Origin of the sequence: Methanobacterium sp., from assembly GCA_030017655.1 — an archaeon.
Classification (GTDB): Archaea; Methanobacteriota; Methanobacteria; order Methanobacteriales; family Methanobacteriaceae; genus Methanobacterium_D.
Genome location: JASEIM010000033.1, coordinates 1 through 12,621 on the forward strand (window position 1 = coordinate 1; position 12,621 = coordinate 12,621).

General features: G+C 32.8%; 14 protein-coding genes. 3 read left to right on the forward strand and 11 right to left on the reverse strand.

All coding sequences use genetic code 11. The features are described 5' to 3' along the window. Both QMD61_10610 and QMD61_10615 read left to right on the forward strand, forming a co-directional pair. On the forward strand, positions 1–186 hold a 186-nt coding region (locus QMD61_10610), incomplete at its 5' end, for a DUF1284 domain-containing protein (protein MDI6725084.1). Positions 187–351: 165 nt separating this feature from the next. After that, on the forward strand, positions 352–1,026 hold the full coding sequence (locus QMD61_10615) for a glycosyltransferase family 2 protein (protein ID MDI6725085.1): 675 nt from the start codon (positions 352–354) through the stop codon (positions 1,024–1,026). Between the two features lie 256 nt (positions 1,027–1,282). Here QMD61_10615 and QMD61_10620 read toward each other — a convergent pair whose 3' ends face one another. The 9 genes from QMD61_10620 to QMD61_10660 all read right to left on the reverse strand — a co-directional run bounded on the left by QMD61_10620 (position 1,283) and on the right by QMD61_10660 (position 10,255). Beyond that, complete coding sequence (locus QMD61_10620; GenBank protein MDI6725086.1) at positions 1,283–2,416, reverse strand: DUF763 domain-containing protein; 1,134 nt, start codon at positions 2,414–2,416, stop codon at positions 1,283–1,285. 119 nt (positions 2,417–2,535) lie between these two features. Then, the gene (nadA, locus tag QMD61_10625) at positions 2,536–3,453 is read right to left on the reverse strand and encodes a quinolinate synthase (GenBank protein ID MDI6725087.1); all 918 of its coding nucleotides are present in this window, start codon (positions 3,451–3,453) and stop codon (positions 2,536–2,538) included. A gap of 266 nt (positions 3,454–3,719) precedes the next feature. Beyond that, positions 3,720–4,490 (reverse strand): S-methyl-5'-thioadenosine phosphorylase, encoded by a 771-nt coding sequence (gene mtnP, locus QMD61_10630; protein ID MDI6725088.1) that lies wholly within the window; start codon positions 4,488–4,490, stop codon positions 3,720–3,722. 273 nt (positions 4,491–4,763) lie between these two features. Then, a complete protein-coding gene (locus QMD61_10635) occupies positions 4,764–4,901 on the reverse strand; it encodes a hypothetical protein (protein MDI6725089.1) in 138 nt (45 codons plus the stop codon). A 39-nt stretch (positions 4,902–4,940) separates the two neighbouring features. Continuing rightward, on the reverse strand, positions 4,941–6,389 hold the full coding sequence (locus tag QMD61_10640) for an RtcB family protein (protein MDI6725090.1): 1,449 nt from the start codon (positions 6,387–6,389) through the stop codon (positions 4,941–4,943). Between the two features lie 216 nt (positions 6,390–6,605). Beyond that, a complete protein-coding gene (locus tag QMD61_10645) occupies positions 6,606–6,785 on the reverse strand; it encodes an ATP-binding protein (GenBank protein ID MDI6725091.1) in 180 nt (59 codons plus the stop codon). A 277-nt stretch (positions 6,786–7,062) separates the two neighbouring features. Beyond that, complete coding sequence (locus QMD61_10650) at positions 7,063–7,206, reverse strand: hypothetical protein (protein MDI6725092.1); 144 nt, start codon at positions 7,204–7,206, stop codon at positions 7,063–7,065. Positions 7,207–7,462: 256 nt separating this feature from the next. Then, complete coding sequence (locus QMD61_10655; GenBank protein ID MDI6725093.1) at positions 7,463–7,903, reverse strand: archease; 441 nt, start codon at positions 7,901–7,903, stop codon at positions 7,463–7,465. A 66-nt stretch (positions 7,904–7,969) separates the two neighbouring features. After that, on the reverse strand, positions 7,970–10,255 hold the full coding sequence (locus QMD61_10660; protein MDI6725094.1) for a CDC48 family AAA ATPase: 2,286 nt from the start codon (positions 10,253–10,255) through the stop codon (positions 7,970–7,972). A gap of 452 nt (positions 10,256–10,707) precedes the next feature. On the opposite strand from QMD61_10660, the gene QMD61_10665 reads away from it, so the two are divergent. Then, positions 10,708–10,887, forward strand: coding sequence for a hypothetical protein (locus tag QMD61_10665; protein MDI6725095.1), 180 nt, complete (start codon positions 10,708–10,710; stop codon positions 10,885–10,887). Here QMD61_10665 and QMD61_10670 read toward each other — a convergent pair. Both QMD61_10670 and QMD61_10675 read right to left on the reverse strand, forming a co-directional pair. Further along, positions 10,884–12,008: an ORC1-type DNA replication protein gene (locus tag QMD61_10670; GenBank protein ID MDI6725096.1), complete on the reverse strand. Its 1,125-nt coding sequence runs from the start codon at positions 12,006–12,008 to the stop codon at positions 10,884–10,886. The two genes, QMD61_10665 and QMD61_10670, sit on opposite strands and share 4 nt — an antisense overlap. 123 nt (positions 12,009–12,131) lie before the next feature. Beyond that, entirely contained in the window at positions 12,132–12,482 is a 351-nt protein-coding gene (locus tag QMD61_10675; GenBank protein ID MDI6725097.1) for a metalloregulator ArsR/SmtB family transcription factor, read from the reverse strand. Between the last annotated feature and the right edge of the window lie 139 nt (positions 12,483–12,621).

Sequence of the window (12,621 nt, forward strand, 5' to 3'; positions counted from 1 at the left end):
GAACCGGAAATTCGCCGGATGGATATTAAAGTGCTCAAGACAATTGGATTACAGGCAAATACCATTATTGAAGCTCATGATGCATTCCAACTTGTAAATAAGTATTTTAAATCTTCCAATATCAGTGAAATCTGTGGAAACTGTAAATGGAAAGACAAATGCCTCTTTTTTTCAATGAAAATATAAATGAGTTAAAATACAGTTAAATAAGAGCATAATAAACTGATTTTTTATATCTCTATTACTATTTATAAACTGTGCTTATTTAATTGAAAATATTTTAGATAATTATATTAGTAAGTAATAATATATTAAAACAAGTTATTATACAAATTAATATGTTGTGTTAGGATGAAAGAAGTAACATTTCTGCTACCTGTATTTAACAAAGAGAAAAAAATAGGATTAATTCTGGAAAAACTCAGAAATAATTACCCCGATTCAAAAATAATAGTAATAGACAATAATTCAAAGGATAAAACTGCTAAAATTGCATGTAATTCAGGTGCTCAAGTACTTCACGAAAAAGAACACGGAAAATATCTCGCCATAAAGAAAGGTTTTAGAAATGTAAAGACAAAATTTGCAGTACTGCTTGATGCAGATGATATTCATCCTGAAGAAATAAAAAAACTGGTTAAAAACATACTGACTAAAAAAACAGACATATTGTTAGGCTCAAAGATAAATAATAAACGAAAAATGATCTCTATCACTAAATTCAATTTAATCAATTATTATTTGTTTCTTTTAATCTCAAGTTTGCTGTACTACAAAACGTCAGACGTTTTTACTGGTTACTGGGTATTTAAAAGGAATTTTATTGATTATATCCTTCAAAAAGATATTCATTCTACTGGTTTTGAAGGAGAAACAGAAATGTTTTCCATAATTTCTAAAGGTAAGTTTAAAATTGTCGAAATGCCAGTTAAACCGTATAATACGGCAAATTCTATTACATTCAATCCCCTGAATGATAATTGGAAAATTTACAGAACCATTACTGGATTAATAAGATCTAATTAAAAATTTCATTTAATGTATCAACCCATAATTTTTTTTATAAAAATGAAAAATTGTGAAATTTCAATATTTCACCCCTGTGATATAGGGGAGATGGCCGATATTTAGCAATATTTAAGTATTTTATTATATTACCGGTTAAATCCTATTATTACTAAAATAAATCAATATAATAACGCTGAATTGTTTTCTACTTCGTCATATGTAGATATAACGAAATAATTATTTCCATCCATCTGATGAAGATATGAATAAATTATTAAACCTTTATAAAAGACTCTAATCTTTTAATGGCATTATATTTATCTTTTTTATTTAATTTAGCATCATGAAGAGCATCCTTCAGAGTCTGGATAGAATTGTCATATACTTCCCTATCTACAGGATATGGAAATCCATCTTTACCACCATGACTGAAACTGTATTTCACCGGGTCACTCCAGCTTGATTCTGCTCCATAAACCAGATCTGAAATTAATGCAAGTGCCCTGATTTTTTTAGGTCCAATTCCCTCTAAAGAAATTAATTCCTCATAATTCTGAGGCTGTAATTCATATGCATTTTTTAAAACTTTAAATTCCTGTTCACTCATGTCAATATCCAGCACTGGATGATGGCTGGGCATGTTGACCTCTTTAAAATTATCTGATGAATGACCAGCGAAGAAGTCTGTGAGTAAAGTCTGTGAATTCTTCCTGAAATATCGCCTTAAATGATCGGGATTATCACATATAACCTCAACACTTGTTTCCCTTGCTTCACTGCTTAATTTTGAGGTCATGTCCAGTGTTTCGGATCTGGATTCATCACAGCAAATTCCATTATGTGGTTCCTCTATAACCTTTTTAATTGATTCAGAAAGCCAGTGATAACGCCTCGCATACCTGTTTTCTGTGTTCAGCCCCTGCTGGACAACTGCCCAGTTTCCAGATTCATTAAAAATGAATGAATGATGATAGAGGTCATAACCGTCCTGTATACATGAATTATCTATCTTAGCAGATATTTTACTGGAATGAACTAGCTTATCAACTGTTTTTGAAGATAATGAAAACAATTCTGAGCCGTATTCAATATCTAATGGTGCTTTCCTTGAATTTTTACCTTTACCCCCTGCTATCATTAGTCCATGCTTTTCAGGATCCACAGCCATCTTTAAAGCGCCGCATGTGGTTGTGGTGGTGCCTGATGAATGCCAGTCAAAACCAATTACACATGATAAAGCCTGGAACCAGTAAGGATCTGATATACGTCTTAAAAATTCATCTGTGTCGTATTCATATAAAATCACGTCAAGAATACCTTCTGTAAGCTTCACCATTCTATTAAATAGCCATCTTGGTGCATGTCCTCCATGTAAAGGAAGATTTGCCACTCCGCTTCTTGCCTGCATTTTTCTCAGTCTCTAATTTCTATATTTAAATTATAAAATAAAGGATTATCCCGAGAGCATCTGAAAAGTAATCAAAATATATTAAAAATAAAAGTTAATACTTAAAAAAAATATGGAATTTAACGCTTGGATACTTCAATCATTCGTTCTACAGCACTTCTTGCTTTATCAGCGATTTCTTCATCCACTTTTACTACAAATTCTTCATTTAAAAGAGAATTTTTAACTTTTTCAAGGGTGTGAAGCTTCATGGTTTCACATATGGCTTCTGATAATGCTGGAAGTATGGTTTTATCTGGATTTTCCCGTCTAAGTCGGGTTACCATATCCACCTCAGTTCCAATTATGAATGTTTTTTTAGATGACTCTTTGACATGATTAACCATGCCACCAGTGCTTAAAACATAATCTGCCATTTCCTGGATTTCAGGATTGCACTCAGGATGTACAAGTATCTCTGCATCAGGATATTTCTCCCTTAAAAAGAAGATATCTCCTGTAAACATTTTATGGACATAACAGTGCCCTCCTTCAGGAATAGGAATTATTTCCTTATCTGTAAAGCCAGATACATATGATGCAAGGTTCATATCCGGTCCAAAGAGTATTCTGTCCTCATCAAGACTCTCCACAATTTTTACTGCATTTGATGAAGTGCATAGAATATCTGCCTCTGCTTTTGCCTCTGCAAGAGTATTAACATATAAAACAACTGCTGCATCTCTAAATCTTTGTTTAGCTTTTCTAACTTCGCTTGCAGGGAGCATATGAGCCATTGGACATTCCGCCTGAGTATCTGGAATCAATATTTTTTTATCAGGATTTAATATTGCTGCAGTTTCTGCCATGAAATCAACACCGCAGAAAACTACCATATCCTTATCTTCTATTTCTGATGCCTTTATACAAAGTTCAAGAGAATCGCCCATAAAATCTGCAATTTCCTGTATATCCTCTGTTTGGTAGTTATGGGCCAGTATAATTGCATTTTTCTCTTCTTTTAGCTGTATAATTTCCTTTTGCAGATGGTTTAACATAAAATCGCCTTCAATAAGTAATAATTAAAATCAATAATTCGGTGCTTAACAAAACTTAATCTAAATATATCTATTTGCATTTATATAATAAATACTAAATTCTTTTCATATTTTTGTTCAAAATTATTCTTCTCTGCTAATGGTTAATTTTAGACTTAAACATAAAGCCCATTCACTATAAATTTTAAATAAATACTTGAGATACTATCATAAAATAAAAAAAGAATAAATAAAAGCATTATGACTTTTTAAATCAACAAATTCATTTAAACTTCATCTACCTCTGCGCCAACCAGAGCATATTTACATGGACATTCTCTTTCTGCAGGAGTTCTGGCTATAGCATTGTAGATCAGATTAACTAAATCCTCTTTTTTATCCTCGACAATCTCAAATACTTCTTTTATCGTTAGTTTTGTGGGAGATATCGATGCAGCATAATTTGATACCATGCAAACACTGGCATAACATATTTGAAGTTCTCTTGCAAGTATAGCTTCAGGTATTCCAGTCATTCCAACCACACTACCTCCAAGCTGCTTGAACATTTTTATTTCAGCTGCTGTTTCAAATCTTGGGCCTTCAGTACAAACATAAACCCCCTTATCCACCACATCACCTGCTGAAATCAAATAATTTCTTAAATCATGACAGTAAGGTTCAGTAATATCAATATGAACTGTCTTTTTATCATAAAATGTGCTCTGCCTTAATTTTGTAAAATCGAGAAAATCATTGGGAACTAATAAATCACCAGGTTTAATGGATATTTCAAGAGAACCCACAGCATTAGTAGCTATTATCCTTTGAACGCCCAGCTGCCCCATTGCATATAAATTAGCCCTGTAATTTATCATATGAGGAGGATATTCATGTCCTTTAGCATGTCTTGGCATGAATGCAACATCTTTATCATTTAATTTGAATATATTAATTTCTGGAGACTTTCCATAGGGTGTTTCAATTACCCTGGTTTCGATTCTGTCCCCCATTTCAACTATTTCGTATATACCTGTTCCACCGATTATGCCTATCATGTTTTAACTTATTCTCCATATGATATTTTAATTATTCTAAAATTAATTATATTTTCTGAATATTAATCCAATTACACATTAATAGGACTTAATATGGTTATAATACTTTTCAAAATTGATTCCATATTTATTCCAGAATTTTAAAAGTTTTTCTTATTGAACCTGACTTTTATGTATTAAATGACAATAAATGTCCATTGTAATTAATTCTAAAATCAAGATCAATATTATATCACATTTATATTGATTTTCTCATCTTTGCAAAACTATGGTTTAATGGTCTTCAACTTTTTCAGAATCATTCCCATTCAGGACATCATCTGAATATATTATCTGGAAATTTCTTGCAATAAATGATTTATCATCAGCTCTTTCAATATCAAATTCTTTAATTTCCTCAAATTTTAACATATTAAACCTCTATTTCTAAAAAAATAAAAAATAAATGAATTAACCTTTAGAAACACCTAAAGGAATCATTTTACCAACAAGGCGAGAAATACCTGCATTTGCAGATGTTTTTACAACTTCATCAACATCTTTATATGCTCCAGGAGCTTCCTCAGCTACTACTGGCATTGAAGACGCCCTTATAACAATACCCTTGTTTTCTAAGTATTTTTTGACTTCTTCGCCCCGATATTCCCTTTTAGCTCCGGCTCTACTCATTTTACGACCTGCACCATGTGCAGAAGAACCAAATGTTTCTTCCATAGCTGTATCTGTTCCTGCAAGTATGTAGGATGCTGTACCCATGGTTCCAGGGATTAATACTGGTTGTCCAACATCTCTATATGTTTTAGGGATTTCTTCTCTTCCAGGGCCGAAAGCACGGGTTGCTCCTTTCCTGTGAACATAAACATCCAGGTTTCTTCCTTTTATATAATGAGTTTCCTTTTTTGCAATGTTATGGGCTACATCATATACTATTTCCATTCCCATTTCTTCAGCATCCTGTTTTAAAACCTGTTCGAAGGATTCACGGATCCAGTGGACAATCATCTGCCTGTTAGTCCATGCATAGTTAGCTGCAGCGGCCATTGCCTTGAAATAATCCTGAGCTTCTTCAGAATCCACAGGGGCACATGCTAATTGACGATCAGGAAGATTAATCTCGTATCTTTTAGCTGCCCTGTCCATAACTCTTAAATAGTCTGAACATATCTGATGTCCGCATCCCCTTGAGCCTGTGTGGATAAGAACCACAATCTGATCTTCTTCTATCCCAAACACCTTTGCAGTATCTTCATCAAAAATTTTATCCATCTTCTGGATTTCAAGGAAATGATTTCCTGATCCAAGGGATCCTAACTGAGGAATTCCCCTCTTTTTTGCTTTATCACTTACTTTGCTTGAATCTGCAGCGTCCATTTTTCCATTTTCTTCCAGATGTTCCAGATCACGTTTCCATCCGTAGCCGTTTTCAACTGCCCATTCTGCACCATTATCAAGTACTTCATCAATCTGGCCTTCTTGAAGCCTTATTTTTCCTTTACTTCCTACTCCGGAGGGTATATTCTTGAAAAGAGCATCGACAATCTCTTTAATTTTAGGTTTAATATCTTTTTCAGTTAAATTTGTTTTTATAAGTCTTGCACCACAGTTAATATCAAATCCAACACCACCGGGGCTTATAACTCCATTCCTGGCGCTGAAAGCAGCTACACCCCCTATTGGAAAACCGTAACCAAAATGAATATCAGGGAGTCCTATTGAAAACTTCTGGATACCGGGTAAACATGCCACGTTTGCAATTTGTTCTATTGCACCCTCATCAACCTCTCTGATTGTATTATCATTTAAAAAAATTCTTCCTGGAACTTTCATCTCTTTTTTATAGGATGAAGGAAGTTCCCATACGCAATCTCTCACTTTATTCAAATTTTCTTCTATTTCCATAGTTCAACTCTCCAAAAACAGAACATTAAGCATAAATAATATTAATTACCTTTCACGTAATTTCTAATTAATATTTTAGGTCAAACTTTTTAAAAAGGTTTTAGATTATCCTCTTTTTTTAAAATTAAAACAAAAAAAATCATATTAAAAATGGCTTTAAGTCCATTAAAATTACTCCAAATAGCAGTAGAAAAATGATTAAAATTAATTTTACGGTTAAAGGGTAAAATAAAAAGTAGAACCCGTTTCAAACTCAGATTCAACCCATATTCTACCATTATGTCTTTCTATTATCATTTTAGATATTGCAAGTCCTATCTCTGTACCTTCATATTCATTTTTTGTATGCAATCGCTGGAATATTTTGAAAATTCGATTTTTATACTGGGGTTCTATTCCAATTCCATTATCTCAGATACTAAATAAGTATCCATTCTTTTTTTGACCCTTATTTGCAGAAATATGTATTTTTAAGGGTTCATTTTCTTTTTTGAACTTAATAGCATTTCCTATTTATTCGTGGGAGAGATAGTAAAAAAGTAAATATATTAATACAATATTCCATATGCTTTTAGTTAATATCTAATTCAAAAAAGTTAGAAAAATCTAATTTAAAGAATTATACTGATTTATAAATTAAAAATATTCTGAAGGGGATAAAATAAAATATTGATTACCAGCCTTCAGGATCGATTATTCTTCGAAAAACATTTCCACAGGTCCCGCATATCCACTGATCTTCTACATAGAAACCAGTCAGGTATCTTCCTAAAAGGTGCAGTTTTTCATCATGTTCACATTTTGGACATTCTAACATTCAAGCCCCCCTATATTATTTTTGATGAATCAGTATAGTAATACTATTAATTATTAATATGTTATTATAGTATTAAAAATGTTATGATTTATCTTAATTTTTAATATTAATTTTAAAATCAAAAAAGACCGTAAAAAAATTAATTTTCCCATTTAAGTTATAAATAAAAGTTTTAATAAAAAAGAAAATAATAAAATATGAATTAAATCCAAAAAAGATCCATATAAGCATAAAAACCTGAAAAAAAATCAAAAAATCATATATCCAGTATTACCTTTACCATAAATCCATTTTCCATTATAACATCCATGAGATGGAAAGTAACAGCCTTTACTTCAGCCCTGCTTTCATGAATTGAGGGATCAAACTCTTCACCCCATGCCATCCCTTCTAAAATGTACTCACTATCTTTTTTTTCTATTTTAACTTTGAATTTAGAAAATACCAAAAATTCAGAGTCCAGAATGAACAGAAATTCAGAAAGCCAATCATAAAGAAGTGCATATTCATCTTCAGATTCTATTTTAATCTTTTTTTGAATTTTCGGCTTTACTTTAGATGTATCTGTCATTACCTCAAACATGGCGAGGGCCGCATTTTCGAATGCCTGTTCTAAAGTATTTCCATATGCTTTATAACCTACATCTGCAGTAACATCAAAAAATTCGAATTTTTTATTTTTTATACTTGTTTTCACTCTATAACTCCATCTAGAAATGTTAATAAATAAAATAGCGCAATTTTAGATAGGAAAAAAGATTCTTTATGCAACTTCTCTTGGGAACTCTTCATGGACTTTTTTGGCTTCCAGTCCTCTACCAAGTCTCCTTGCAACCTCTTCATAGTATTCATTAGTCTGCGGTGTTGTTGAAGGATTAACTTTGGTCAATGCTTCTTCAAAATGTCTTTTTGATACTTTTTCTATTTTAATATTCTCATGCAGTGCTATCATGCCTGCTTTTCTGCATAGTGCCTCTATATCTGCCCCTGAATATCCTTCTGTCCTTTTTGAAAGTTCTTTAATGTTTACATCTTCATCAAGAGCCATATCTCTAACATGAACCTTCAAAATTTCAAGACGTGTTTTTTCATCTGGAGGGGGTACCAGAACAATTTCATCAAACCTTCCCGGTCGAAGTAATGCGGCATCAATTAGATCAGGTCTATTAGTTGCTCCAATAACGACAACACCCCTCAATTCTTCAAGTCCGTCCATTTCTGAAAGCAGAGTATTTACCATCCGCTCAACAACCCGTGGTTCTCCCATTCCAGACCCTCGCATAGGGGCTATAGCATCTATTTCATCAAAGAACACAATACAAGGAGATGCCTGTTTTGCTTTCTTAAATATCTCAGCTATTTTTCTTTCAGATTCTCCAAACCATTTACTTAAAATTTCTGAACCTTTAACACTTATAAAGTTTGCTTTAGATTCTGTTGCAACTGCCTTAGAAAGCATGGTCTTACCAGTTCCAGGAGGTCCAAATAAAAGAATTCCCTTGGATGGATGGATACCAATTCGCCTGAAATCATCGCCATGATTTAATGGCCATTCTACAACTTCTTTTAATGTTTCTTTTAACTCTTCAAGTCCTCCTATATCATCCCAATGGATATCTGGAACTTCTATAAATACTTCACGAAGTGCAGAAGGACTTATGGATTTTAATGCCTCCATAAAATCATTATTGGTTACAAAAAGCCTTTCTAAAACTTCTCTTGGAATTGTTTGCTCTTCAAGATCAATATCCGGTAATATTCTCCTTAATGCATTCATCGCTGATTCACGACTTAGAGCAGCTAGATCAGCTCCAACAAAGCCGTGAGTGATGTCTGCAATTTCATTCATATCCACGTCATCTTCAAGAGGCATTCCCCTTGTATGTATCTGTAAAATTTCATATCTTCCATCACGGTCAGGTACTCTGAGTTCTATTTCTCTATCAAATCTTCCAGGTCTCCTTAATGCAGGGTCAAGTGCATCCGGCCTGTTGGTTGCCCCGATAACTATAACTTTTCCTCTTTCTTTTAATCCATCCATTAATGCCAGTATCTGGGCTACTACTCTTCTTTCGACTTCTCCAGTTACTTCTTCTCTTTTAGGTGCAATTGCATCTATTTCATCAATAAATATTACTGTTGGTGCATTTTCTTCAGCTTCTTTAAATAATTCCCTGATTTTCTTTTCTGCTTCTCCTACATATTTACTCATCACTTCAGGACCATTTATAGCTACAAAATTTGAACCACTCTCATTTGCAACTGCCTTTGCAAGAAGAGTTTTTCCAGTACCTGGGGCTCCATGTAAAAGAACTCCACGCGGGGGATCAATTCCAAGTCTGTCAAATATCTCAGGGTGACGGAGTGGAAGCTCAATCATCTCTCTTACTTTTGAAATTTCCTGTTTTAAACCGCCAACATCATCATACGTAACATCTGGAACTTTTTTCTCAATTATTTCCACTGCTTCAGGCCTGATCTCAATTTCAGTAACTTCATTTATTCTTACAATTCCTGCCGGATTGGTTGATACAATTGAAAATTTAATCTCACCAAGTGAAAATGGCGTTCCTGCATCAAAAAACTCTCTGAGAATCTTTTCGCTACTGGGAAATTCCTTAAAGGTTTCTCTTGTCCTTCTTGGAGATATTAACGACATTACATCTCCCCTTGTAACCGCTCTTCCCATTATATTTCGTTTTATTAAATCTCCAGAAGCCATTATCCTTATTCCTTTTGTTGCAGGAGCCATAACGACTTTTCTTGCAACCCTTATCTCTGTATGTCTTAAAGAAACCATTTCACCTATTGATGTGCCTGCATTTGACCGTGTAAGTCCATCCATTCTTACAATTTCGAGTCCAACATCTGCAGGATATGCTTGCCCCACAACAGCACCTGTAGTTCTTTTACCAATTATTTCAATAATATCTCCAGGTTTAACATCAATTTGTTCAAGTAACTCTTTATCAATTCTTATAATACCTTTTCCTACATCCTGTTGGAGTGCCTCAGCAACTCTAAGTTCAATTTCACGACTTTCAGGCATTAATTTCCCCCCATAAAATGAAATGACTAAAAGAGTAATATATCCTGCAAAATCTCCCATCTACAAACCTTGATTTTTTGTCCTGGGAAACCTGGCTTACAAATCAAAAATTTGTAGCCAGGAATTGAAACATGCGAAACAGAGTTTCAATGCATGCAAAAACCTGCTGTTTTTGCGGTTACAAACCTCGTTTGTAAACATTGAAAATTGAAAATTTTCGAACGAATTCTACGACTTACAAAAACTGTTTATTTTGCAATTATCGAAATCATTTCCATGGTTTCCCATGGATTTGCAGACCGGAAAGTGATAATTTTTCACGTTTAATTATTTATTTTAATAAGTTGATATAATTTTTGGAATTAACTGGATAATCTGATTACTTTTCATACGCTCTCTATCTCTTTCTTTAAGTACCCGAATTATCAGGATAATAATAGAGAGTGATAAATATGTTAAAAACCCGTAGAAATGTTTCAATTCCCGATCTTAGAAGAAAACAAAGCATTATAAACTTGGAACAAATTAATCTTCAATCATGTGTCATGATAGGAGTAATCATAAGTTTACTGGTCATAAGTATTTTATGTGTTGCTGCTTATCCCAATTCAAACATGCCTGTAAATATCTAAAGGGGATTCATACATTTTTGAATTTCTTCTGGATCAAATCTCAATATTACGACTCTTGAATTCCCTTTAACACCTTTTCCTGTAAAATTAGTATCAACAAGTCTTAAAAATTCAAGTTTATTTAAAATACGGTTAAAAGAAGCATAACTTGAACTGATTCTTTTATTGAATGCATTGTAAAGACTTCCAGCAGTAAGATCATCCTCTGCCAACCTTATAATATCCAGTAATACCTTTTCATCGTCAGATAATGATTTTAACGTGTATGTTAAATTTATAGAACCAGTGCTTTTAAGTGCTTCTTTAATATGCTTTTCTTCTATTGTTTTTGAAGCATCAGCTTCGGCTAAATTACCACTGATTCTTAAAAGATCAATCCCAACCCTTAAATCACCGCTTGAAGATGCATGTTCAGTTATTTCATCTAATAATTCATCAGAAATAACATCACCATAAAAACCAATCTTAACCCTTTCTCTTAGAATATCCCCCATTTCTTCTTTTGTGTATGGATTAAAAATAATTTCTTGAGGGATAAATATGGAATTTACATTTTTATCAAGCATAAATCTGAATTCAATATCGGATAAAATTGCAAAGACTCCTGTTTTAACACCTTTAAATGCCTCATGAGCACGTAAAATATCATAAAAAATCTTATTAGCATTTTTACTGTAAAATAAATTATTAATATCATCTAAAGCCACAACAAGAGCTTGTTCATGGCTTGAAAGGTGCTGCATTATATTCTGGTAAATGCGTGAGAATGGAACGCCTGTTTCAGGGGGTGTATGCCCAAATATTTTCTGATAAATCTGTGAAAATATTCCAAAACGAGTAGTATGAAGCTGACAGTTAATATATACGCATATAACCTTGCTGGATGTTTTTTCAACCATTTCAAAGATTTTTTTAATTGCAGTGGTTTTCCCTGTTGCACAGGATCCCAGCACCACTGCATTAACCGGCCTTCCATTTCGAAGTGCTGGACGAATGCAAATTGCAAGTGCTTCCATCTGAGATTTTCTATGAGGAAAATGTTCTGGAATATAATCTGGATTAAATGCATCTATATTTTTAAATAGAGTTTCATCATAAAGAAGGATGTCATCAATATCCATAATGTATGTTTTTAGTGTTTTGAATTATAAATATATGTGGTAATTCCAAAAAATAGTATTTAAATATGCTTATTTCTTCATAATAAGCATAATAATTCAGTAAATATTTAACGAAATTATCATCTACTCTTTAGCGTGTTCTATTCCCATATAAATGAAATTTAGTACATGAGCATCTGAAAGATAATATCGCGCCATTTTACCTTCTTTTTTAAAACTAACCATGTTTTTATCTCTTAAAACCCTTAATTGATGCGAAATAGCAGATTGACTCATATCAAGTAATGAAGCCAGATCACAGACACATAGATCCTTTATTGATAATGCATATAATATTTTAAGCCTTGTAGGGTCGCTTATGGTTTTAAAACCATCCGTTGTCTTTAAAATTACATCATCTTCAAGCATTTTAGACTTAATTTCTTTTACTGCTTCTTCATCAGGTTCTTCTATTTCACAGGCATCATCTTTCATGTGAATATTTGTTCATTTGATAAATTATAAATTTTACTGTATTGATTCCTGATCAATCATGAACCTCCCAAAATATTTAATAATAATATAATAATTATTATTACAGTAAATGAGATAATTATAAAACATTTAATTATCC

Coding starts and splice junctions, on each gene's coding strand:
- QMD61_10635 (MDI6725089.1), bottom strand. CDS start 4,901: ATGTTAAAATTTGAGGAAATTAAAGAATTTGATATTGAAAGAGCTGAT.
- QMD61_10650 (MDI6725092.1), bottom strand. CDS start 7,206: ATGTTAGAATGTCCAAAATGTGAACATGATGAAAAACTGCACCTTTTA.
- QMD61_10665 (MDI6725095.1), top strand. CDS start 10,708: ATGTTAAAAACCCGTAGAAATGTTTCAATTCCCGATCTTAGAAGAAAA.
- QMD61_10660 (MDI6725094.1), bottom strand. CDS start 10,255: ATGCCTGAAAGTCGTGAAATTGAACTTAGAGTTGCTGAGGCACTCCAA.
- QMD61_10670 (MDI6725096.1), bottom strand. CDS start 12,008: ATGGATATTGATGACATCCTTCTTTATGATGAAACTCTATTTAAAAAT.
- QMD61_10620 (MDI6725086.1), bottom strand. CDS start 2,416: ATGCAGGCAAGAAGCGGAGTGGCAAATCTTCCTTTACATGGAGGACAT.
- QMD61_10615 (MDI6725085.1), top strand. CDS start 352: ATGAAAGAAGTAACATTTCTGCTACCTGTATTTAACAAAGAGAAAAAA.
- mtnP (MDI6725088.1), bottom strand. CDS start 4,490: ATGATAGGCATAATCGGTGGAACAGGTATATACGAAATAGTTGAAATG.
- nadA (MDI6725087.1), bottom strand. CDS start 3,453: ATGTTAAACCATCTGCAAAAGGAAATTATACAGCTAAAAGAAGAGAAA.
- QMD61_10640 (MDI6725090.1), bottom strand. CDS start 6,389: ATGGAAATAGAAGAAAATTTGAATAAAGTGAGAGATTGCGTATGGGAA.
- QMD61_10675 (MDI6725097.1), bottom strand. CDS start 12,482: ATGAAAGATGATGCCTGTGAAATAGAAGAACCTGATGAAGAAGCAGTA.